This is a genomic window from Pseudovibrio sp. SCP20 (genome assembly GCF_057774105.1).
The window spans coordinates 302,598-324,101 of sequence record NZ_JBYMDH010000003.1 but is presented as its reverse complement, the minus strand read 5'-3'; the positions used below and the strand labels follow the sequence as shown (position 1 = coordinate 324,101).

Sequence of the window (21,504 nt, the reverse complement as noted above, 5' to 3'; positions counted from 1 at the left end):
GTTACTTACCTTTAGGGTAATTTGTGCTATCTCTCTTCTAAGTTGTGTTGGGAGGTGGCAATGGACAGTGTGGTTATCGCGCTTGCGATGATTGGTGTGGCGGGTGTTGGTGCGCAGTGGCTTGCGTGGCGATGGTCGCTTCCTGCTATTGTCCTGCTGCTTGTTGCGGGCTTTCTGATTGGCCCTGCAACCGGCGTTCTCAACCCAAATGCGTTATTTGGTGATTTATTGCGTCCAACTGTTGCGCTCGGCGTTGCAGTCATCCTGTTTGAGGGCGGTCTTTCCCTTAATTTTCAACGTATTGGCGGTGTTGAGAAGGCTGTTTGGCGGCTTGTGTTGCTGGGTGCGTTTATTGCGTTCTTATTGGGCGCGCTCAATGCTCATTATATAGCTGAATTAAGTTGGCCTTCAGCTCTTGTATTCGCTGCCATCCTGATCGTGACCGGCCCGACCGTCATCATCCCACTTCTGCGTCAAGCCCGACTGGAGCGCCGGGTAAGTTCGTTGCTGCGCTGGGAAGCTATTCTGGCTGATCCTCTTGGTGCGCTGCTCGCTGTGTTCATGTTTGAGGGTTATCTGGTTTACCACGGCGATCACGGCTTCTGGGTTCTTGCCGTGCGAGCAGTGGCCGGGTTGCTGATTGGCGGAGTTGGAGGCTGGGCGCTGGGGCGTGGGTTGATCTGGCTGTTTGTTGGTGGCCGGGTTCCCGAGTTTCTGAAAGTTCCTCTGATCTTTGTCAGTGTGATGGGCGCTTATGCGCTTTCTGATCTGGTGCTTGAGGAATCCGGTCTGCTGACCGTGACGGTTCTGGGGTTGGTGCTCGGCAACTCGCGCCTTGCCAGCCTTGAGGAGTTGAAGCGGTTCAAGGAAGCGGTGACGATTATTCTGGTCTCTTCTGTCTTCATAGTTTTGACGGCTTCTGTTCAGCTGGGCAGTCTGGCTGAGTTTGGGCTGGAGGATCTGGCGTTTGTTCTGGTTCTGCTGTTTGTGATCCGGCCTATCTCGGTTTGGGTTGGCACCATCGGCGCGCACTTAAGCTGGAAGGAGCGTTTGCTGGTGGGTTGGATTGCACCGCGCGGTATCGTGGCGGTGGCAGTGTCTGGCTTGTTTGCGCGCTCGCTGGTGGAGCATGGCGCTCCGGATGGTGAGCGGTTGGCAGTGCTGTCGTTCGCGGTTGTGGTTGCCACTGTGTTTGCCCACGGGTTCACGCTTGGGCCGTTTGCACGGTGGCTTGGGCTTTCCAGTCATTCAGGGCCGGGCCTGCTGATTGTTGGGGCAAGCCGGTTTAGCGTTGCGCTGGCGACCAAGCTGAAGACGCTGGACATCAACTCGCTTACCGTGGACCGCAACTGGGGTAAGCTGCGGCTTTCCCGGAATGCGGGGCTGGCGAACCATTATGGAGAGGTTCTTTCTGAAGAGGTTGAGAACGAACTCCCGCTTGAGAACTATAGCGTTTTGCTCGCCGTAACTGACAATGACGACTACAATGCGCTGGTGACCACAAACTTCGGCCCTCTTATGGGGCGAGGGGAGGTTTATCAGTTTGCACCGTCAGAAGAGCAGAGTGAGAAAGAGAAGTTTCGCCGTGTTGTGACGCTCGGTGGACGCCCGTTCCTGACGCCGGAGCACAGCTACAATGACCTTGAAACGAAAATCCGTGAGGGCTGGTTCATCAAGGCCAGTGAGCTGACAGACACCTATGGCTGGGATGCGTTTCAGGAGGCACTTCCGGAAAAAGCAATTGTGCTGATGCTGATTGAGCCGACGAAGAAGCTGCGCCCTATGAACAGCTCCGTGCCTGCGACGGTGGCATCGGGTTCAACAATACTTAGCCTTGTTCCCAGTGAATATGCGGCAGAACGCGAGAAAGCCTCGTGAGCTCTGGCTTTTCGGCGCTGTGCATTCTATACGCCTATGCAAAGATATTGTTTGAGTTTTGATAGCTCATCGTAACTAAGGGTTTTTGCATGGACACGATCCGGGTTCGCATTCCGGCGCCTGAAGCTGAAGCAAAGGCACTCTCCGATATTATGGAGGCCCGCTTTGAAGATGATGGTTTTCCGGTTGCTGTTTTTGAAAGCTCCACTGATGGAACCATCTGGACAGCTGAGGTGCTGGTGCTGGAGTCTACGGTTGATGACGCGATCAATCTGGTAGAAATGCGCCTGTTTGATCAGTTCGAAGGTGGCGTTATCCCAACTTCGGCTGAAGTTGAAGCACTGCCGGACATCAACTGGGTTGCCAAGTCTCTTGAAGGTCTGAAGCCGGTTCGTGCAGATCGCGTTATTGTGCATGGTGCGCATGATCGTGATGCGGTCAACAAATCTGATATCGGTATTGAGATTGAAGCAGCGCAGGCGTTTGGCACTGGTCACCACGGTACGACCGAAGGCTGCCTACTGGAACTGCAGCGTCTGCTGAAGCGCCACAAATATCATCGTATGCTTGATCTAGGTACCGGCACCGGTGTTCTGGGTATTGCTCTTGCAAAACTTTCCGGTTCTGAAGTTCTGGCAACGGATATTGATCCGATCGCGATCGAAGCTGCGATTGACAATGCGCGCAAGAACAATGTTGGTCCGCTGTTCAAAGCCTTTACAGGCGCTGGTGTGGAAGATCGTCGCTTCAACGAGTTTGGACCGTTTGATCTGGTTGTTGCCAACATCCTTGCAAAGCCATTGGTGCAGATGTCTGCCAAGCTGTGCAGCCACCTTGCGCACAAGTCCACGCTGGTTCTTTCCGGTTTGCGCATTGAGCACGGCCCGCGGATTATTTCCGCTTACGGCCAGCAGGGCCTGAAGCTGGTACACCGCCGTGAGATTGATGGTTGGCTGACCCTGACTTTTGCTAAGGGCAACTGGGCACCGTAAGCTCTTTTGCACTGTGAATAATTCAAAACCCTCTTTGCTTTGGCTCAGAGGGTTTTTTGATGTCTGATTTTTGGGCTGCAGAAAACAAAAAACCTTTGCTTCCTGATCCGGCAAATTGGGAGGAGGTTGCCGGGGAAGCAAAGGTTTTTTTGTGTGCCAAGCAACTGGGAGGAATTTGCTTAGCTTGCTAGATATTGGGAGGAGGTATCTAGCTATATGAGTGGCATTTCTAGCGCTTTATCAGCTGCTGATGGCTGCCGGCCATTGGTGTCGTGCGCATCACATTGGGAGGAGGTGTGATCCGCCGGTTTGCTTTGGGAGGGAAGCGCCCCGTCGACGAGAGGACTTATCCATTATTTTAGTTTGTAAAAAAAGAGATAGTTTCGCATGACACTTATGCATTTTTTGCATGTCTTGGGACTGTCATGATCTGAATTTGCATGGAGTACATAGCAGATCTGCGTATACGGCATGGATTGTGTACTTCTGTATCCTTTTGGCTTCTTATGAGAGCATAAAATCCTCTGAGGAGGCTTGTTTGTGTGGTTGAGTTGCGCCGCGATCAGCATTAGCCTTCCGGCATGTTTCAGAGCTTTGACACAGTAAATGATAAATCTCGCGGGCCGGTTCGGTTGGCCGCTCTGCGGGAAGAGCTGGCCTCTCGCGGGCTTGATGGCTTTTTGGTGCCGCGTGCAGATGCACACCAGGGCGAGTATGTGCCTGACAGTGACTGCCGCCTTGAATGGCTGACCGGCTTTACCGGTTCTGCCGGCATTGCTGGCGTGCTCAGTGACAAGGCTGCGATCTTTATTGATGGTCGCTACACTATTCAGGTGCGTGATCAGGTGGATGAAGAGGCGTTTGCCTATCGTCATCTGATTGATGAACCACTGACTGACTGGCTGCGTGAGAATGCACAGGAAGGCCAGAAGATCGGTTATGACCCTATGCTGCATCCTGTTCGTCAGGTGCGCTCCCTGAAAGCGGCTTGTAAAAAGGCTGGTGCTGAACTGGTTGCTGTTGACGGCAATCCAGTGGACGGGGTCTGGAATGACCGTCCAGCAGCGCCGCTTGGTGCGGTCAACATGCATCCAATGCAGTTTGCGGGTGAAAGCGCTGCAGACAAGATCAAACGTATTGGTGAGCTGATTGCTGAAAAGGAAGCTGACACTGCGCTTCTGACCCAGCCGGACTCCATTGCATGGTTGCTCAACATTCGCGGCAGCGATGTGATGCATACGCCGTTGCCGCTGTCTTTCGCTCTGGTGCCGACCAAGGGCAAGCCATCCCTGTTCATTGATGGGCGCAAGCTTTCCAATGAAGTGCGCGATGAGCTGAGTTCTCTGGCTGATATCGATGAGCCGGGTGGACTTACTCCAGCGCTGAAGGCGCTTGGAACGGATGGCAAGCGTGTTTTGATTGATACCGGACTTGCTGGTCAGGCGCTTTATGATGCGGTTGCTGATAATGGTGGCCATGTTGTGGAAGGGCAGGAGCCAACCCTGCTGCCGAAAGCGATCAAAAATCAGGCTGAGATTGAAGGCACTAAAGCGGCTCATCTGCGTGATGGTGTTGCGTATGCACGCTTCCTTGCATGGTTTGAGAAGACTGCACCGCTTGGTGGCCTGACTGAGGTTGTTGTTGCTGAGAAGCTTGAGGAGTTCCGCCGTGAGACGGGTGCTCTGAAGGACATCTCCTTTGACACTATCTCTGCTGCTGGTCCTCATGGTGCGATCTGTCACTACCGTGTGAGCTATGACAGCAATCTGCCGATTGAGCTGAACAGTGTTTACCTGATCGACTCCGGTGCGCAGTATGAAGATGGCACGACTGATATTACCCGTACGCTGGCTGTTGGAGCAGTGACCGCTGAGCAGTGCAAGCACTTTACGCTTGTTCTAAAAGGGCACATTGCGGTTGCGACAGCGCGCTTCCCGGTTGGAACAACAGGTTCTCAGCTGGATACACTGGCGCGCATCGATCTCTGGAAGCAGGGTCTCGATTTTGACCACGGCACTGGCCACGGTGTGGGTTCTTATCTAGGTGTGCATGAAGGTCCGCAGCGGATTGCGAAGGCACCGAACAGCATTGCGCTGAAGCCGGGTATGATCCTTTCCAATGAGCCGGGTTATTACCGTGCAGATGAGTATGGCATTCGCATTGAGAACCTTGAGCTGGTGACACCTGCTGCTGCCATTGAAGGTGGCGACCAGAAGATGCTCGGCTTTGAGCCGCTGACACTGGCACCGATTGATCTGCGCATGGTGGACACCAAGCTTCTCTCTGAGTTTGAGCTGAACTGGCTGAACGCTTACCACGCACGTGTGCGTGAGCTGGTTGGCCCACTGCTTGATGATGAGACCAAGGCATGGCTGGAAGAGGCGACCCGTCCGGTCTCCTGATCATGATCAGCTTTGTCATGAGATAAAGAAAACCCCGCTTCACGGAGCGGGGTTTTTGTTTAGATGACAGCAAGTGCCATTCTTAAGACCACTACACTGACAACACCGATTGTCATGGCTGCCAGCATGGGTAAGCGCAGAGCTGCGACGGCGGTGATGGCGGTTGCTGCGGTTTCAGCAATGCCTGTAGCAAACGCGGTTGGGGCCACGACAGACATAAGGATTGCGGGCGGTACGGCCTGTAGGGCTGCTTCTGTTCTGCCGGAGAAGGTGACGAACTTTGTCAGCACTAGACCTGCGATGCGGGTCAGGTAGGTTCCGGCTGCCATAACCAGAATGGTGAAGAGGACGAGCGGATCAACTGCGAAGATTTCTGAGGTCATGATTGTAACGCCTCCGCAGAGTTCTTAACCCCGTTTGGATTGTCGTCATATTGAATGGCAGCTGCAATGACGCCAGCAACGGCCCCGGCAATTATGTACCAGGCACCCGGCACAAATTTGTGTGTGAGAACAGCTGCAAGACCGCTGGCTGCGAGGACTACGCCTGTCTTTCGGCCCTGCCAGAATCCCATCACGAGACAGATGAAGAGAGCGGTGAAGGCAAAATCCAGGCCGTAGCGGGACGGATCGCCCATGACTGCGCCTATCAGGCTTCCTGCAACTGAAGCGGCTTGCCATGTGATGAAGAGGGTGAGGCCAACACCCATGTAGAAACTGAAGGTTGTGTGCTGTTTCATAGCACGCTGCTCAGACAGGGCCCAGACTTCATCTGCCAATATGAAGAAGCCGAGGTATTTTTGCAGGATTGTCCAGTGCCCCAGCTTAGGGGCCAGAGAGGCACTCATGAGCACGTGGCGCAGGTTGATTAGGAACGTTGAGAAGGCAATGGTGAGCCACGGTAGCGGGTCTGCCCACAGATCCAGCGCGAGGAACTGGGAGCCGCCTGCGAACACAAACGAGCCCATCAGCAGCACTTCCAACGGAGACATTCCTTTTTGTGCTGCGAGAGCGCCAAACAACAGGCCGATGGGCGTTGCGGCGAACACCAGTGGGAAGAACGTGGTGACGCCGAGCATAAATTCATTGGGGCCAGCGTTGACCGCTGATTTGTTTTGGTTGCTTTTCACAAAACCCTCCTAAAAGCATGGAGTGTTTTTAAGGCAGAGCGGCCGGAGCCGTCTTGAACGAAATTGCGCTTCCTATACTTAATTGGTGGTAGGTCGCGGATATTAAATGGAAATCACGGACCGCTGGAAGGCTGCCGGAGTGGTACCGACACGGGATTTGAACTGGCGTGTCAGGTGTGCCTGATCCGCAAAACCGCAGAGTGAGGCTGTCTCGCTTGGAGATGCGCCTCTGACGAGCAGGCGTCTTGCATTGCGCACGCGAACGTCTGTCAGGTAGGCATGCGGGGTCTGGCCCGTGGCCTTTTTGAAGGAGCGGATGAGGTGATATTTGGAGCGGCCTGAGATGTTCACCAGATCATCCAGATGCACGTTGCCCATGAAGCTTTCTTCCAGATACTCACGTGCTCTTCTCACCGCGACCGGATCTTTAGAGTTCATGTCACTTTCGCGGAAGCTGCCGTATTTGGCGAGCATCTTGGCGAAGATCATGTAGAGCGGCTCTTCGGCTTCCAGATCGATGGAGCGGTTTTGTATGGACTTGTGAGCTGTGATGAACTCCTGACAGAGCTCAGGGTCATGGACGCAAGCCTCCGGGAAGTATGGTGTTCCGCTTTGTGGCTTGTCTGTCAGGTCTTCGGCGATCTTCTGCAGCAGAGATATGCTTGGGTAGGTCATCCGGTAAGTGTAGCCGTAGCCTTCCGGTATGCCGTCGTGCAGCTCGAACGGATTTACGAACACCAGATCTCCGGGACCGGCAAATATCTGCTCGCCCCGCTGCCAATAGCACTGACAGCCTTGGAGAATTCCACCGACAACGAAGGTGTCGTGGGTGTGGGGTTCGTAGACGTGGGTTCTGAAACTTGCCGCAAGACATTCCAGTCCGTCAAAGTTGGGAGCGCTCCAGAATTGAGCGTTCTCTCCCGTATTGAGCGGAGTTGCTTCCAATGCAGCTTTTTGAGTGACCGGTTTCATAGACCCAAATTACCCAGCGAAGACAATGATGTCTTGAACGAGATTGCTGTTTTTTACGGATGGGTCAATGGAGATTATCTAGGGTTTGGCTAGCGGTGCTCCTCAACATTCGCCTGAATGAGGGCGGAGTTGAAGTAGCGCAGGGCCTTCACGTGGCTTGCATAGCCAATGACTTGCGTCGGGTTTTTCGGGTCAATGACAGGCAGCGTGGCCTTACCTGCATCATCGAAGGCCTTGAGGGCTTTTTCCAGCGTATCCAGCGGTGCGAGGAACGGTTCTTCAGACTCTGGATCGAAGGTGGTGTCAGTGTCCGGGCGGGGAGGATCCGCGAAATCTTCAACATGCACGATGCGGACGAGCCATTTGTGGGCTCCATCCTGCAGCATCACGCCGCGCATTTCCAGCTGCCAGTGGAAATAGGAGCGGCCATGGATTGCCTGATTGAGGCCAGTGGCGATGGAAACTGAGATCAACAGTGCGATGGACAGCTCGTAACCACCGGTCAGCTCGAACACGATCATCGTGGTAGAGATTGGTGCTCCCAACACTGCAGCAGCTACTGCGCCCATGCCGAGGATGGCGTAAAGACCGTGGCTGGAGGCCATCTCCGGCAAGTGGTTTGCGGCGATCAGGCCAAAAGCACCACCGGTCATGGCGCCCAAATAAAGAGAGGGCGAGAAGATGCCGCCGCCGAAGCGAGAGGCGAGGGTGATGGCCGTTGCAGCTGTTTTGGCAACCAGCAGCGACAACATCAAAGTGAGTGACAGTTCTGAGTTAAGCGCGCCATCCGTTGCTTCATAGCCAACACCGATGACTTCCGGATAAAAGACGGCGATAGAGCCGACAAGCACACCGCCAACAACTGGACGTAGCCAGATTGGCATCTTGACGTTTCGGGCGACCCAGTCGGACCCGATCAGAGCAAACTGGAAGGTGATGGCCACAATCGCGCAGATGATGCCGAGCAGGACAAAGGCCGGGAACTCCCAGTAGGTGTTGATCTGATAATGCGGCAGGATGAATGCGGCCACATCACCAAAGTAGAGGCGGGAGACCAGCGTTCCCATTGCAGAAGACAGCACGATTGGCACGAAGGCAGACATGGCGTAGTGGCCGAGGATCACTTCATGCGCGAACAGAACGCCTGCAATTGGTGCGTTAAAGCTGGCGGAGACTGCGCTGGCGACACCTGCTGCCAGCAGGATGCGCATTGTTGAATCGGGCAGGTTCAGTTTGGAAAAGACGGAGGTGCCGAGGGTAGCGCCCAAGTGCACCATAGGGCCTTCGCGGCCTGCACTTGCGCCACTGCCAAGAGAGATAACGGTAATCAGCGCAGAACTGATGCCGGGCCAGAAGGGGAGGCCGGTGCCGCCGTGAGCGCGTGCTTCAATCACATCTGCCACACCGCCCGCGCGTTGTTTCTTCTGGATGGTTTGCAGCAATAAGCCAACAATCGCGCCGCCGATGACCGGGGCCAGAACAATCACATACCAAGGCTGCGCGTTGGCCGCACTGATCATGCGCTCAGAGGCTGTGCCGAGCCAAGTCCACTGGATCAATCCGATGCCGATACGGAAAAGGATAGCTGAACCACCCACTGCGGCTCCGATGATGAGTGCGAGGAACCAGACAAGCGGAAGCCGCGATGACAAAAACAAACGTAAATTTGGTTCGACCCATTTATAGGCTATACGCATTGCGATTTTCAGCGGGTTAGCTTGGTTATGCATACTAGATTAAGCGATAAGACAATGAACGATTGGCACTGTCTTTAACGAGATTCCCCGGGAAACGCCAATCAGGATATGCTCTGATCTTCGAAATTCGGCTCATTATTTTCGATAAGCACTGAGAAACACTTAAGGCACCTCCAGAGACCGCGACGTAAGGGCGGGTTCTGCCTTGCCAAAAGCTCAATAATGACGACCATGCAGAATACTATAATTCCAATAAATGCCGAGTCGTGGCCTTGGGTTTCGAGTATACGCTTGCATGAGCGCTTTCTGGGGGAAGCATCTGGAATATGAGGGAGGTCTGCTATGTCTTTGACAGGGATGCAGCTTGAGGTGACACGCAATGCAGAGGGGATCGACAAAGCGATCGCGACCCTCACAGAACGGTTTAGAGACCGCTGCCAGACTTCCATGAGTTTGCGGGAGCAGCATGGACACACGACGTCCTGGCTGCCGAACCAGCCACCGGATGCAGTTGTTTTTGCCCAGTCGACTGAAGAAGTCTCTGAGATTGTAAAGCTATGTGCTGAGCTACGCGTGCCAATCATTCCATTTGGCAGTGGGTCGTCTCTGGAAGGGCACCTGAACGCCCCGGGCGGCGGTATCTCGCTTGATCTTTCCCAGATGAATGAGGTTGTTGCCGTTCATCCTGAGGATCTGGACTGTGTGGTGCAGCCGGGTGTAACGCGCAAGCAGCTCAACGCCTATCTTCGTGATACCGGCCTGTTCTTTCCGATTGATCCGGGAGCAGATGCCACTATTGGCGGCATGACGGCAACGCGTGCCTCAGGCACCAATGCGGTTCTTTATGGCACCATGAAGGATATGGTTTTGGCGCTGACTGTTGTCATGCCGGACGGGACCATTGTGAAGACCGGTAGCCGTGCCAAGAAATCCTCTGCGGGTTATGACCTGACCCGTCTAATGGTCGGCTCTGAAGGGACGCTTGGGGTGATCACTGAGATCACCCTGAAGCTGAAGGGAATACCTGAAGCGATTTCAGGTGGAATTGCCTCGTTCGACAGCATTGCGGATTGCTGCAACACGGTGATCGAAGCCGTTCAATACGGCATTCCGATTGCCCGCATCGAGCTTCTGGACACGCTGACTGTCAAATCAGTCAATGCCTATTCGAAGCTGGATTTGCCAGAATCACCGTTGCTGCTTGTGGAATTCCACGGCTCTGATGCCGGGGTTCGGGAACAGGCGGAGCGATTTGGTGAGATTGCTGCTGAAAACTCCCTGAAAAAGTTTGAATGGGCAACTGATCCAGAAGAACGCAACAAGCTTTGGGCGGCTCGTCACGATGCATATTGGGCAGGGTTGGGGCTGGCTCCTGAACGGACTGGTCTCTCGACCGACGTGTGCGTGCCAATCTCTCGTCTGGCTGACTGTGTGACGGCTACACACGATGACATCGAAGAAAATGGCCTGATTGGTCCGATAGTTGGCCATGTTGGTGATGGAAACTTCCATGTGCTTGTGTTGACGGACCTGAATGATCCGGAAGACATTGCCAAGTCAGAAGCCTTTGTTGAGCGCCTCAATTATCGTGCCATTGAGATGGGCGGAACCTGTACTGGTGAGCATGGTGTGGGGCAGGGCAAGATGAAGTATCTGCCGAAGGAACATGGGGCCGGGGTTGCTGTGATGGCAGCGATAAAACGTAGTCTTGACCCGTTGAATATCATGAATCCGGGCAAGATCGTTGCCTTAGATGCCGAGTAAAGAAGTGCCATAAGTACGCACTTGCTTCGTTCCATTCATAAACATTGCCTTAAGTCGTTGCTGTCGTCTTGTTCCTGCTGTAATTCACTTAGATAAACAAGTGTTTGCATGCGGCTCATAGGCGAACAGCGCGGCAAGGTGCGCGGTTCGAAGTGGGTAAAGGAGCTTAACGTTGAATTCGGTTTACATCACCGTTGGTGGGACTTTGATCTTGGCGCTGGTCATCGCGCTTGTTGGCCCTTTGGTCATCGATTGGTCAGCTTATCGTTCCCTGTTTGAAAGCTATGGTGAGAAAATTCTGGGGCATCAGGTTACGATCCTTGGAGAAACTGACGTTCAGCTGCTGCCTGCCCCTTATGTGAAGCTTTCTGACGTGCGTGTTGGTGCCGTCGAAGACCCGCTGATGACCATCAAAGGATTCGAAGGCCGCATAGAGCTTCCCTCGCTGTTGCGCGGTGAAGTGCATGTGACTGAGATGAAGCTCAATGAGCCAGAGCTGAACCTATCTCTTGATGAGGGCGGCCGCCTTGATGTGCTGCAAATCAACAGCCGCCGTTCCGTTATCTCCGAAATCGACCCAACTTCGCTTATTCTTGAAGATGTGAGCGTTCGTAACGGTTCAATCGTGCTGACTGACGCGCGCACCGGTGAAGTGCGCCGTGCAGGCAATGCAAATCTGGAGCTTTATGCTGGTGGTTTGCAGGGCCCGTTCAAAGCGGAAGGGGCAATGCTTTATGAAGGCGTGCCTTACACGTTGAAGATCGGCAGTGGCCGCCTGGAGCGTAATGGTCAGATCCGCGTTAAAACCCAGGTTTCTCCTGCCAATGTTGCTGCACAGTTCTCGACAGATGGTTTCCTGAGGCACCAGAATGGCGTTGTTTCTTACTACGGTGATGCTGAGGTTCAATCGGTTACCAGCGAAGGTTCTGATGATCTGGAGTGGGCCGGTAAGAGTAAGTTCAATCTGGACGGTGAGCGACTGGAGTTGACTGAAAGTACGCTGCGTCTTGGTTCAGAAGATCGTCCGATTACCGCTGAAGGTGGTGGTGTCTACAGCTTTGGCCCTGAGCCTGAGTTTCAGGCTGTTGCGCAGTTCAAGCAGGTTGATCTGGACCGTATGATTGGCGGTGGTCCACAGCGTCCGCTGGTTCCTTCTGAAGCTGTTATGGCCCGTCTGGCTGGCGGCTTGAGCTCCTTGCCGCTGCTGGATATGAAAGGCCAGATGGACCTGACTATTCCGGTTGTTGTGGCAGGCGGTTCTGTTGTTTCCAATCTGAGCACGCTGCTTGAATCTACCGGTACTGGCTGGAAGATTGATGAGCTTTCCGGTGAGTTGCCGGGCCGTAGTCAGTTCAAAACCAGCGGTTATCTGGATCTGCGCAACTCTGCTGGGTATCAGGGTGATTGGGAGATCTCATCTCGTCAACCGCACCAGCTGGCCCATTGGTGGCTGGGTGAACGCAAGGATGCGTCCAAGCGATTGTCTCCTGTTGCATTGAAAGGCCGTGTTGAAGCTGGTTCTGGTGCTCTGCGTCTTCCTGACTTGAGGATTGATGCTGGCGATGTACGCAGTGTGGGTCTGATTTCCTTTGAGCATCCACTCGATCGTAGTCCGTTGATCACCGTTGATATGGACAGCGACCGTGTCAATCTGGATGAGATCCAGCGCTATGTGGAAGCGTTTACGGGCAAGAAGGTCAAGCCGAGTGCGGTTGATATGTCCATGCGGCTTTACGCAGATGAGCTGGTTGCCAGCGGCGTGAAAGCCAAGAGCATGGCTGTGAGCGCGAGCCTGAGCCGGGATGCACTCTCCATCGAACAGCTGAAAATTCGCGACTTTGCTGGTGCCTACATCGACATGAAGGGGCGCATTGATGACCTGAGCACCACGCCTCAGGGGAACATCAAAGGCACGTTGACGGCATCCTCCCTGAGCGGTGCAGTAGCTGTTCTGGAAGAGTATGCGCCTGAGCATCCATTGATTGAGCGCCTGAAGACGGCAGCTCCTGATCTTGCCCCTGCCAACCTGAAAGCTGAGCTTTCCGCTTATGCGGAGAAGGGGCGCACGGATATGTCGCTGAACCTGTTCGGTGAGGTTGGCGTAAGCGATCTGGATCTGAACGGCACTTTCGAAGGGCGCATTGATGATTTTGCTGAGGGTGATCTTTATGCAGAGATGACGCTTGGGGGCAAAGACGGCGTGAAAGTGCTGCGCCAGCTTGGCTTTGAGGCAATCCCGATTACTCAGCTTCAACCGGGTGAGGTTCGCCTTTCTCTTTCTGGTAGCCCGCGTGACCAGTTGGCCTTTGGGTTCTCCAGTGATCTTGTTGGCATGAAGATCCTGTCCGATGGCACTGTTCGTGTGCCGAACCGTTCCGCAGCTGTCTGGTCTGCCAATGTGGCGCTGCAGTCCGATGATCTGGCGGATTATGGTCTGGCGTTTGGCAAGGTGTATCCGATTTACTCTGGCCCGCTGAAAGCAAACCTGACGGCTCAGGTAGAGGGACGGGGACGTGATTTCACGCTTTCTGAACTGAAGGGTCAACTCGCCAATATGGATCTGGAGGGTGATCTTGAAGGTACTCTTGAAAAGAACGGTCCGCTGAAGGCTTCCGGTAAGTTGGAACTTTCTGAGCTTGATATGCGCAGCCTGAGTGAGCTGCTGCTGGGCTCCAATGTTTGGGCGGGTGTTCTTCAGGAGGATTCTATCTGGTCTTCTCAAGCGCTGGGACAGAGCCTTGCAGATGGCGTGGATCTGACGCTTGATGTGACCAGTGATCGGGCGCTGTTCAGTGATGAGTTCCGTCTTGATGCTGCCAGCGGTCAGCTGCGTTTGCGCTCTGATCTGCTTTCTATCAATGAAGGCAAAGGCCGGTTTGCTGGCGGTGAGTTCTCTGGCACATTTGACTTGCAGCGTGATCAGGGGCAAGCAACGCTTTCCGGCCGGTTCCGTCTGGATGATGCGGACTTTGAAGAATTGGCCTGGACTGATGAGGGGCGTGCGCTGGCGACTGGTAAACTGCAGGCCATCGCTGAGTTTGAGGGCAGTGGCCGTACGATCTCAGGTCTTGTTTCTGGTCTCTCCGGTGGCGGTACGTTCAGCGTGACCAATGGTGAAATCCGCCGTGTTAATCCGGCAGCCTTTGATCTGGTGATCAAGGCAGCGGATGCGGGGATGGAGCTGGATGAGGCTGCTATTCAGAGTGCGTTTGCTGATCATCTGGATGCGGGTTCTGTGAAGTTCAACCGCGTTGATGGCTCACTGGGTATTGCAAGTGGACGCATCCGTGCGCGCAACATCTCTGTTGATACGGCTGGCACCACGTTGTTTGGTTCTGCGCTGATTGATCTTGAGAAATGGGCGCTGACTGGTGATGTTTCCATGAAGACCCGTGATGAAGCGCAGAAGGTTGCCGGGGCTGAGCCTCAGGTGGCGATCCTTTATTCCGGGCCGCTGGAAAATCCTGCGCGCAAGCTGGATACGGGGCCATTGCTTTCCTACCTCAACCTGCGTGCGATTGAGCTGAATGTGAAGCGCATTGAGGAAGAGCAGCGCAAGATTGCTGAGCAAGAGCGTATGCTTGATGAGTTGAAGAAGAAGCAGGAAGAGGAAGCAGCGCGCAAGGCTAAAGCAGCTGAAGAAGAGAAGGCCCGTCAGGCTGCTGAAGCGGAAGCTGCTGCTGAGCGTGAGCGTCAGGCGAAAGCTGCGCGGGAAGCTGAGGCACGTGCAGCTCAGTTGGCTGCAGAGGAAGAAGCTCGCAAAGCGGAAGCTCTGGCTGCTGTAAAGCGTGCCGAAGAGGCTCAACGCGCTGCGGAGGCGAAAGCTGCGGCAGAGGCAAAATCAGCTGAGCAAGCGCGTGCAGAGGAAGCCAAGAAGAGCTCTGTTCAGGATTTCAGTGCGCGAATCCGGTCTGTGCTTGATGGAGACGCTGCTGAAAAAAAGCCCAATAGTCCCTCTGTTTCCATCGTGGATCCTCCCAAACCGCGTGCCAAGTCCAGCTTACCTGCTCTGGAAGCTCCAGTGACTATTGGCGGTGTGAATGAGGCAACTGTGCCAGCAGGGGAGGTCGATCTGCTTGGGCCGATCATTCAGTCTGGTGCGCCGAAGAACCTTGGTGTGTTGGAAGCTGGAAATGATAATCAGGTGCTGCGTGGTCCGCTTCCGGACCTGCCTACCGATGAGCGTGGCACACCGAAGTTTATTGAGTTGCCGGGTGGACGGTTGCTGCAGGTTAACTGATCAGTTGGCTTTGAAAGTGCTTGAGTACTGCAACGCGGATGCAGCTAGAGAGATTGTTCTCAGGATTTCTTTCATCATCGATGCCAGCGATGGTCGCTGTGATGTTCTTTCCCTGACTGCGCGCAAGATCTTCCAGACCTGACCAGAACTCAGGCTCCAGCGTAATGCTGGTTCTGTGACCGTGCAGGGTTATGGACCGCTTCTTGAGGCTCATGGGTGCCTCAGTCTTTATCTTTACGTAAGGAGATAGAAGTGAGTTTGTGGCCCTCAAAGCGCTTGGTCTCCAAGGTCGCTTCAGCTTCTTCCTGAGATTTTTCGGCTTTGGTGCGCCCGAACTTCCGGCGATTTTCAGCTGCGGACTGAGCTTTTGTGTCTCTGGCCTTTTGTTTGCGGGCCTGACGCAGATTAACAACGGTCGCGCTCATTCAATCATCCATGTACTGGGGTTGATGAGCCGACCGCTCTTTTCTTGATCGGAGCGATTAGCTCTTTTTGCGGAATGCATCCAGAGAAACAACCTGAGCACTGCCGCTTTCTTCTGTAGAAGTTTCGTCAGCTTCAGACTTTTCTTTGTCTTCTTCAGCATCACCCGCTGTGTCTTCGGCTGCGGAAGCGGTTTTGGCTTCTTCCTCTTCAGCCTGTTCAACAGCAGTTTCCAGACGTGCATGGAACTCTTCAACAGAGTCCAGATCACGTTCTGCGATACGGAATTCTGCAGGCAGTTCTTCTCCGGTTTTGCCCGGCTCAAACTCAAGAGCGAACTGGACAGATGGGTCGAAGAAACCTTTGATTGCAGAGAACGGAACATAAAGATGCTCCGGAACACCACCAAAGGACAGGCCAACCTCGAAAGCGTGCTCAGTGATCTGCAGATCCCAGAACTGGTGCTGCAGCACGATCGTCATTTCTTTCGGGTAGCGTTCCTTCAAGCGGTTTGAAATCTTGACGCCAGGGGCCGTGGTTTCAAAGGCAATATAAAAATGGTGCTCTCCGGGAAGTCCTGCCCGGTTGACCTCAACCAATATCTTTCGAACTGCGCTTCTCAGCGCGTCCTGAATGATGATGTCATAGCGGATTAAATCTTCAGCCATGCTCGGCACCGCTCATCCTTTGCGTTCTTATTCGGCCTAACTATAGCGTAGAGGCGACAAAAAGGCCTGTCTTTTATTTCTATACCCTGAATCGGCGTAGAATAAGGAAAGAGCCTTTTAACACTAAAGTGGAGGCTTCTGTTGCCAGGTGCCCCCGAACCCCGCCTGAAGGTGCTAACCAACAGGACTTAGTGGACTACCGGAACCGCATTACGCAGCTACAGCGTTGTCCATAGCGTAGTTGTCATTTGCAACTATCATTTTGGTCCGATAACGGTGGTACCATGCCGAGCAAAAGCAAAGCCTTTACGCCCTCGTCGATCCTATTTCGCCCCCCCAAAGACCGCTGGAGTACAACGGGCTTTGGTGGAGGCGCCGGGTACCGCCCCCGGGTCCGAATGGTTTATTGCGCTCGCAATTTATTGCCGTAGCCAGCGAACTGGCAGGGGGAATATAGGTGCACGCACTGCCAAATGGAAGTGCAAAAGCTCATGGTTGTTGGCGCAAGACTAAGAGAAGCTGTTGACAAAGCGGCATATTCACAGGGCAATTTGAACAAGTGGCGTCGCTGAAGATTTGTAAATGACGCATTTGCAGGGATTTGTCGGAAGCAGATGATCTCTTGACGTTTTCATGGTCTTTTTATCGACGGAAGCTTGGGGTAAGACCGCTCCTGCAAGATGGCACAGAGGCGTTTTTCAGGAGATTGGCTATACTGTGCGCGAGCCGAATCGTAGAACAGGAGATGACCCTTCGTGCAGCAATATCTAGAGCTGATGCGCCGCATCATGGATGAAGGTGTGGTCAAGGAAGATCGCACGGGTACAGGCACAAAATCAGTCTTTGGTCATCAGATGCGATTTGATCTGTCTGAAGGCTTTCCGGTTGTGACGACCAAGAAACTGCATCTGAGATCTATCATTCATGAACTGCTGTGGTTTTTGGCGGGCGATACCAACATCAAGTATCTTAAAGAGAACAAGGTGCGCATCTGGGATGAGTGGGCGGATGAGAATGGCGACCTGGGGCCGGTTTACGGCTATCAGTGGCGCTCCTGGCCTACACCCGATGGTGGTTCGATCGACCAAATCGCGAATGTGGTGCAGCAGATCAAAACCAATCCTGACAGTCGTCGCCTGATCGTATCAGCCTGGAATCCGGCCCTCGTTGATGAGATGGCGCTGCCGCCGTGTCACTCGCTGTTTCAGTTCTATGTGGCAAACGGCAAGCTCTCCTGCCAGCTTTATCAGCGTTCAGCTGATGTGTTCCTTGGTGTTCCGTTCAACATCGCATCTTATGCGCTGCTGACCATGATGATTGCTCAGGTTTGTGATCTGGAACCGGGCGACTTCGTGCACACGCTGGGGGATGCTCATCTTTATCTCAATCACATGGAACAGGCTGAACTGCAGCTCTCACGGGAGCCGCGTGCTTTGCCTGTCATGCGCATCAATCCAGCTGTGAAGGATATCTTCGCGTTCCGCTACGAAGACTTTGCTCTGGAAGGTTATGACCCGCATCCACACATCAAGGGTGTTGTTGCGGTTTAGTTGTCTTTGACTTTCAAAAGGAGTTCCCATGCGAACCCTTATTTGCGTTCCTGCGCGCATTGGCTCAACTCGTTTTCCTCGCAAGCCACTGCATCCTATCAGTGGGCGTAGCTTGCTGGAGCGTGTTGTGCAGGTTGCCCGGGTGGCTGCCAAGCAAACCAACTCTGATTACGTGGTTGCTGTTGATCATGAAGAGGTTGCTGAACATTGCCGCCATATTGGGGCGCCGTATGTGATGACCGATCCTGAGCATCCGTCTGGAACGGATCGCGCGCTGGCTGCTTCCAAAGCGTTTGGCACGCATCCTGAGTTTGTGCTGAATCTGCAAGGAGATGCACCGTTTACGCCGCCGGCACATGTAGCCGCGCTCATCAAGGCCGCGGAAGCGCGGCCTGATGCGGATGTGTTTACACCGGTTATCCGTCTCGATTGGGAAGGACTTGATGTGCTGCGTGAGCACAAGAAAGCTCATCCGTTTTCCGGCACGACTTGCGTGCGTAAGGATGACGGCACGGCTCTGTGGTTCTCCAAGAATATCCTGCCTGCCATCCGCAAGGAAGAGAAACTGCGTGAGACGGATAACCTTTCGCCGGTGTTCCGTCATATCGGGCTTTATGGCTACCGCGTGGATGCGCTTGAGCGTTTCAACAAGTTGGGCCTTGGCTTTTACGAGCAGATGGAAGGGCTGGAACAGCTGCGCTTCCTAGAGAACGGCATGGTGGTTCACGCGGAAGAAGTTCAGCCGCCGAAGCTTTCCATGTCTGGCGTGGATACGCCAAGTGATGCTGAGCTTGCAGCGCAATTGATTGCGAAGTTTGGTGACCCGTTTGATCATCTGGAGACTGGCCTGTGACGCGTATTTATGTTCTCAGACACGGCAACACCTTTGATAAAGGTGATGTTGTCACGCGTGTTGGTGGCCGCACAGATCTGCCTCTGAGTGTTTCCGGTCTGGAGCAGGCTGAGAAGCTTTCTGAGCACTTTGCTGAACTTGGTGTAGCTTTTGATATGGCGTTCTGCTCGCCGCTCCAGCGCACCAAACAGACTGCTCAGATCGCGCTCAAGACACAGGCTGAAGAAGTTGATCTCAAGGTTCTGCCGTTTTTGGTGGAGATCGACTACGGGCCTGATGAAAACAAGCCTGAGGAAGAGGTACGCGCCCGCATTGGCGAGGATGCTCTTCGTGCGTGGGAAGAAGAAGGTGTGCCGCCGAATGGTTGGCATATAGATCCACCAGCGGTGATTGGTCGTTGGCAGGAGTTCTTTGCGAATGCACCAAAGAAGTATCCGGGCAAAACCCTCCTGGTGACCACCAGCAATGGCATCGCGCGTTTTGCGCTGAAAGCCTTGGCTGATGGTGGCGCTGGCGCTGACCTGAAGCTGAAGACAGCTGCCTATGGTGTGTTCGATGTTACAGACGATGGCAAGCCGTTAATGCTTAGTTGGAATGTGAGGCCGTAGGCTCGTTCCGCTGTCTTGAACTGGTTTGGATGAGAGCAGCTATGCTCTCGTCTCTCGATGGCCCCATGTCTCTTGCCGATTGAGGATAGGATGAAGCAAATTTCGATGATTTCAGCTGTTGCTGAAAATGGTGTGATTGGCGCAAACAACGACATGCCATGGTCTGTTTCTACCGATCTGAAGTTCTTTCGCAAAACGACGACAGGCAAGCCAGTCATCATGGGTCGGCGTACGTTTGAGAGCATTTGCACGACGCTTGGCAAACCTCTGCCGAACCGCAAAAATATCGTGATTACACGCGATCCGAGCTACGCCTATGACGGTGTAGAAGTGGTGAGTAGTCTGGGGGATGCGCTTACTCTGGCCAACGATATTGCAGAGAATGATGATGTCGATGAAATCATGATTGTTGGTGGTGGGCAGATCTACAAAGAAGCTATGCCGAAAGCCTCAACGCTCTACATCACCCGTATTCATGCTCAGCCGGATGGTGACACCAAGTTTCCTGAGATTCATGAAGATGAGTGGGAGCTGGCCGAGCGGACTCCGTTTGATCGCGGAGAAAAAGACTCTGCGGACTCCTCACTGGAAATCTACCGCCGTCGCCTCTGATCAGTTGCCACGGGCTGAGGATTTGGTCGAGAGATCAGCACGTAAAGCCAACCGGTGTGCTGTGTGGGCGTTTTGAGAGTTGTTGGTGCTCGGCAAACGCCCATGGAAACCTGTTCTATCCCAGATCAGCAATGTGTTTGCTTGAACATTAAGCGGTAGGAGTGGTGGCAAGTCCAGCTCCTGCAAGTCACTGAGCCCTGTGATGGGTGACTCTTCTTCCTCATCTATCTCTGTAAGATCGATATGCCGCTGGTACTCCCAGAAGATGCGCTGCTCAGTCATACGGTGAGAGCCGGGAATGTAGAATAATGCGCCATCTTCCGGTGTGATGGTTTCCAGAAACAGTAGCGCTGTTGCGCCCGGTGCACGTGCATCATGCTCAATCTCAAATGGTGGCGTGCTGTTGCCGTCCGTTTCAAAACGGAAGGCCGGTGCGCACTGAGCCATCGCCTCCAGTTGATACATGGGCTTGCCTTTTCGCCCTGCTGCATATTGCAGGGGCGGAGGGATCAACTCATCGGTGATCGCTGATTGCAGGAATGGTTGCCTCAGCAGATGGGTGTAGTTGAGCGGCAGTGTGAAGCTCTGCGCGTTGTGCCAGTTGGACAGGAGGCGCTTGTTGCGATCTCTTTGCCCCACGAAGTAATCAAACGCCTCAAACTTCAGTCTTCGGAAGAACTCTCTGGGTAATGCGTTGTGCTTGATCCAGATGCCATGAGTTTGCAGAGCCTGCGCGCAGGAGGCGGGCAAGGTCATATGCAGTTTGGCTTGTTTTTCGCGTTTTTGGTGATGCAAATCTGAGAGCTCATGATGGAACCAGCTTGGTACCGTTTCCTCATCCCATTCGGACTGGTAGGCGGAGGACGGCAGAAACCTGCGCTGCAAGCTGTTCATCAGGTATTTTGGCTTCATTGCCCGCATACGCATCCCCGCCGCTATTCATTAACGAGAGGTTAAGGGGATCGGTGCGTGCGGTCTTTCCTTCTGTTTCTGCGTGTGAAATCTGCCTAAAGATTAGTTTTTGGCAGCAATTCCCTTGCAAAATGAACGCTGAAGACCAACATAACAGAGGGTTTGAGGCTTGCTCCGTGGGAGTAAGCTGCGGAATTTTTGAGGTGGAATGTCCCAGTTTCTTGAGCTTAAAGACTTCAACGAGTTCAGTCTTGAACAGCTGTACTCGCTGCTGAAGCTTCGGTGTGATGTGTTCATTGTTGAACAGGAATGTGCTTATCCCGACGTTGATGGGCTTGATCCAGTCGCCAAGCATGTGTTGGTGCTGAATGATGCAGGCGAGATCATCGGAGCATTGCGGATTCTCCTTAAGTACGAAGATGGCGATGTGTTCAAGATTGGCCGTGTGATCGTTGCCAAGGAGGCACGAGGGCAGGGCATTGCACGGAAACTGATGGATGCCGCGCTTTCTTACTGTGCTGCCACCAATGATGACGCCCGCGTCGAGCTGCAGGCGCAGGCCTACCTTCAGGATTTTTATGGTCAGTGCGGTTTCTTTGCGATTTCCGAGATCTATCCGGAAGATGGCATTCCGCATGTGGACATGCGTTTGAGGTTGCCGCCTGAAAGCTGAGAGCGTGTAAACCTGCACGTTTCTGCTGTGTCTTGGGGTGGTTTACGTTTTGTTGAGCAAAACAGCAAGAATTTGCCAGAATATGCCTTTAATTCTTACAGCTGAAATTTGTAGGTGAGCTTTTGAGCGTC

Annotated in this window: 18 protein-coding genes and 1 other RNA gene; 10 read left to right on the top strand and 9 right to left on the bottom strand. The window is 53.7% G+C overall.

What is annotated here, in order from left to right; genetic code table 11:
* The first annotated feature begins 60 nt into the window (after positions 1-60).
* The 3 genes from AC3CB2_RS14130 (at position 61) to AC3CB2_RS14120 (ending at position 5,272) form a co-directional block, all read left to right on the top strand.
* On the top strand, positions 61-1,878 hold the full coding sequence (locus tag AC3CB2_RS14130; RefSeq protein ID WP_083416668.1) for a cation:proton antiporter: 1,818 nt from the start codon (positions 61-63) through the stop codon (positions 1,876-1,878).
* An 89-nt stretch (positions 1,879-1,967) separates the two neighbouring features.
* A complete protein-coding gene (locus AC3CB2_RS14125; protein ID WP_352933498.1) occupies positions 1,968-2,870 on the top strand; it encodes a 50S ribosomal protein L11 methyltransferase in 903 nt (300 codons plus the stop codon).
* Between the two features lie 581 nt (positions 2,871-3,451).
* Positions 3,452-5,272 carry an aminopeptidase P family protein gene (locus AC3CB2_RS14120; protein ID WP_352933495.1) on the top strand — a complete coding sequence of 607 codons (1,821 nt, stop codon included), beginning with the start codon at positions 3,452-3,454 and terminating at the stop codon, positions 5,270-5,272.
* Positions 5,273-5,331: 59 nt separating this feature from the next.
* Here the strand turns inward: AC3CB2_RS14120 and AC3CB2_RS14115 are convergent, their stop codons facing one another.
* The 4 genes from AC3CB2_RS14115 to AC3CB2_RS14100 all read right to left on the bottom strand — a co-directional run bounded on the left by AC3CB2_RS14115 (position 5,332) and on the right by AC3CB2_RS14100 (position 9,103).
* On the bottom strand, positions 5,332-5,655 hold the full coding sequence (locus tag AC3CB2_RS14115; protein WP_008547628.1) for an AzlD family protein: 324 nt from the start codon (positions 5,653-5,655) through the stop codon (positions 5,332-5,334).
* Complete coding sequence (locus AC3CB2_RS14110; RefSeq protein ID WP_352933492.1) at positions 5,652-6,401, bottom strand: AzlC family ABC transporter permease; 750 nt, start codon at positions 6,399-6,401, stop codon at positions 5,652-5,654. Before AC3CB2_RS14110 ends, AC3CB2_RS14115 begins: the two co-directional genes overlap by 4 nt.
* Before the next feature lie 102 nt (positions 6,402-6,503).
* Positions 6,504-7,373, bottom strand: coding sequence for an AraC family transcriptional regulator (locus AC3CB2_RS14105; protein WP_352933489.1), 870 nt, complete (start codon positions 7,371-7,373; stop codon positions 6,504-6,506).
* A gap of 89 nt (positions 7,374-7,462) precedes the next feature.
* Positions 7,463-9,103, bottom strand: a complete 1,641-nt coding sequence (locus tag AC3CB2_RS14100) for a chloride channel protein (protein ID WP_014286590.1) — start codon at positions 9,101-9,103, stop codon at positions 7,463-7,465.
* A 309-nt stretch (positions 9,104-9,412) separates the two neighbouring features.
* Here AC3CB2_RS14100 and AC3CB2_RS14095 point away from each other — a divergent pair, with 309 nt between their 5' ends.
* Both AC3CB2_RS14095 and AC3CB2_RS14090 read left to right on the top strand, forming a co-directional pair.
* Positions 9,413-10,834 (top strand): FAD-binding oxidoreductase, encoded by a 1,422-nt coding sequence (locus AC3CB2_RS14095; RefSeq protein WP_352933486.1) that lies wholly within the window; start codon positions 9,413-9,415, stop codon positions 10,832-10,834.
* Between the two features lie 172 nt (positions 10,835-11,006).
* Positions 11,007-15,074, top strand: coding sequence for an AsmA family protein (locus AC3CB2_RS14090; RefSeq protein WP_352933483.1), 4,068 nt, complete (start codon positions 11,007-11,009; stop codon positions 15,072-15,074).
* Here the strand turns inward: AC3CB2_RS14090 and AC3CB2_RS14085 are convergent.
* The 4 genes from AC3CB2_RS14085 to ssrA form a co-directional block, all read right to left on the bottom strand.
* Positions 15,067-15,288, bottom strand: coding sequence for a ribbon-helix-helix domain-containing protein (locus AC3CB2_RS14085; protein ID WP_008547767.1), 222 nt, complete (start codon positions 15,286-15,288; stop codon positions 15,067-15,069). The two genes, AC3CB2_RS14090 and AC3CB2_RS14085, sit on opposite strands and share 8 nt — an antisense overlap.
* Positions 15,289-15,295: 7 nt before the next feature.
* Complete coding sequence (locus AC3CB2_RS14080) at positions 15,296-15,499, bottom strand: DUF4169 family protein (RefSeq protein WP_352933480.1); 204 nt, start codon at positions 15,497-15,499, stop codon at positions 15,296-15,298.
* 57 nt (positions 15,500-15,556) lie between these two features.
* Positions 15,557-16,165 (bottom strand): SspB family protein, encoded by a 609-nt coding sequence (locus AC3CB2_RS14075; RefSeq protein ID WP_083416670.1) that lies wholly within the window; start codon positions 16,163-16,165, stop codon positions 15,557-15,559.
* Between the two features lie 127 nt (positions 16,166-16,292).
* Positions 16,293-16,648: a transfer-messenger RNA gene (gene ssrA, locus AC3CB2_RS14070) on the bottom strand.
* A gap of 272 nt (positions 16,649-16,920) precedes the next feature.
* On the opposite strand from ssrA, the gene AC3CB2_RS14065 reads away from it, so the two are divergent.
* From AC3CB2_RS14065 to AC3CB2_RS14050, 4 genes are all read left to right on the top strand, one after another.
* Positions 16,921-17,715, top strand: a complete 795-nt coding sequence (locus AC3CB2_RS14065) for a thymidylate synthase (RefSeq protein ID WP_352933477.1) — start codon at positions 16,921-16,923, stop codon at positions 17,713-17,715.
* A 28-nt stretch (positions 17,716-17,743) separates the two neighbouring features.
* Entirely contained in the window at positions 17,744-18,568 is an 825-nt protein-coding gene (locus AC3CB2_RS14060; protein ID WP_352933474.1) for a 3-deoxy-manno-octulosonate cytidylyltransferase, read from the top strand.
* On the top strand, positions 18,565-19,176 hold the full coding sequence (locus tag AC3CB2_RS14055; protein WP_352933471.1) for a histidine phosphatase family protein: 612 nt from the start codon (positions 18,565-18,567) through the stop codon (positions 19,174-19,176). The genes AC3CB2_RS14060 and AC3CB2_RS14055 overlap by 4 nt, the downstream gene beginning before the upstream one ends.
* A gap of 90 nt (positions 19,177-19,266) precedes the next feature.
* Complete coding sequence (locus tag AC3CB2_RS14050) at positions 19,267-19,788, top strand: dihydrofolate reductase (RefSeq protein WP_352933468.1); 522 nt, start codon at positions 19,267-19,269, stop codon at positions 19,786-19,788.
* Here the strand turns inward: AC3CB2_RS14050 and AC3CB2_RS14045 are convergent, their stop codons facing one another.
* Positions 19,789-20,709 carry a phytanoyl-CoA dioxygenase family protein gene (locus tag AC3CB2_RS14045; protein WP_352933465.1) on the bottom strand — a complete coding sequence of 307 codons (921 nt, stop codon included), beginning with the start codon at positions 20,707-20,709 and terminating at the stop codon, positions 19,789-19,791. It abuts the gene before it with no gap.
* Between the two features lie 199 nt (positions 20,710-20,908).
* On the opposite strand from AC3CB2_RS14045, the gene AC3CB2_RS14040 reads away from it, so the two are divergent.
* Complete coding sequence (locus tag AC3CB2_RS14040; RefSeq protein WP_014286580.1) at positions 20,909-21,373, top strand: GNAT family N-acetyltransferase; 465 nt, start codon at positions 20,909-20,911, stop codon at positions 21,371-21,373.
* The last annotated feature ends 131 nt before the right edge of the window (positions 21,374-21,504 follow it).

Excerpts from the sequence above, each read along its gene's own strand:
- AC3CB2_RS14130 (WP_083416668.1), top strand. The coding sequence starts at position 61 with ATGGACAGTGTGGTTATCGCGCTTGCGATGATTGGTGTGGCGGGTGTT.
- AC3CB2_RS14080 (WP_352933480.1), bottom strand. The coding sequence starts at position 15,499 with ATGAGCGCGACCGTTGTTAATCTGCGTCAGGCCCGCAAACAAAAGGCC.
- AC3CB2_RS14095 (WP_352933486.1), top strand. The coding sequence starts at position 9,413 with ATGTCTTTGACAGGGATGCAGCTTGAGGTGACACGCAATGCAGAGGGG.
- AC3CB2_RS14120 (WP_352933495.1), top strand. The coding sequence starts at position 3,452 with ATGTTTCAGAGCTTTGACACAGTAAATGATAAATCTCGCGGGCCGGTT.
- AC3CB2_RS14115 (WP_008547628.1), bottom strand. The coding sequence starts at position 5,655 with ATGACCTCAGAAATCTTCGCAGTTGATCCGCTCGTCCTCTTCACCATT.
- AC3CB2_RS14075 (WP_083416670.1), bottom strand. The coding sequence starts at position 16,165 with ATGGCTGAAGATTTAATCCGCTATGACATCATCATTCAGGACGCGCTG.
- AC3CB2_RS14050 (WP_352933468.1), top strand. The coding sequence starts at position 19,267 with ATGAAGCAAATTTCGATGATTTCAGCTGTTGCTGAAAATGGTGTGATT.
- AC3CB2_RS14060 (WP_352933474.1), top strand. The coding sequence starts at position 17,744 with ATGCGAACCCTTATTTGCGTTCCTGCGCGCATTGGCTCAACTCGTTTT.
- AC3CB2_RS14045 (WP_352933465.1), bottom strand. The coding sequence starts at position 20,709 with ATGCGGGCAATGAAGCCAAAATACCTGATGAACAGCTTGCAGCGCAGG.
- AC3CB2_RS14040 (WP_014286580.1), top strand. The coding sequence starts at position 20,909 with ATGTCCCAGTTTCTTGAGCTTAAAGACTTCAACGAGTTCAGTCTTGAA.
- AC3CB2_RS14100 (WP_014286590.1), bottom strand. The coding sequence starts at position 9,103 with ATGCATAACCAAGCTAACCCGCTGAAAATCGCAATGCGTATAGCCTAT.
- AC3CB2_RS14105 (WP_352933489.1), bottom strand. The coding sequence starts at position 7,373 with ATGAAACCGGTCACTCAAAAAGCTGCATTGGAAGCAACTCCGCTCAAT.
- AC3CB2_RS14125 (WP_352933498.1), top strand. The coding sequence starts at position 1,968 with ATGGACACGATCCGGGTTCGCATTCCGGCGCCTGAAGCTGAAGCAAAG.
- AC3CB2_RS14085 (WP_008547767.1), bottom strand. The coding sequence starts at position 15,288 with ATGAGCCTCAAGAAGCGGTCCATAACCCTGCACGGTCACAGAACCAGC.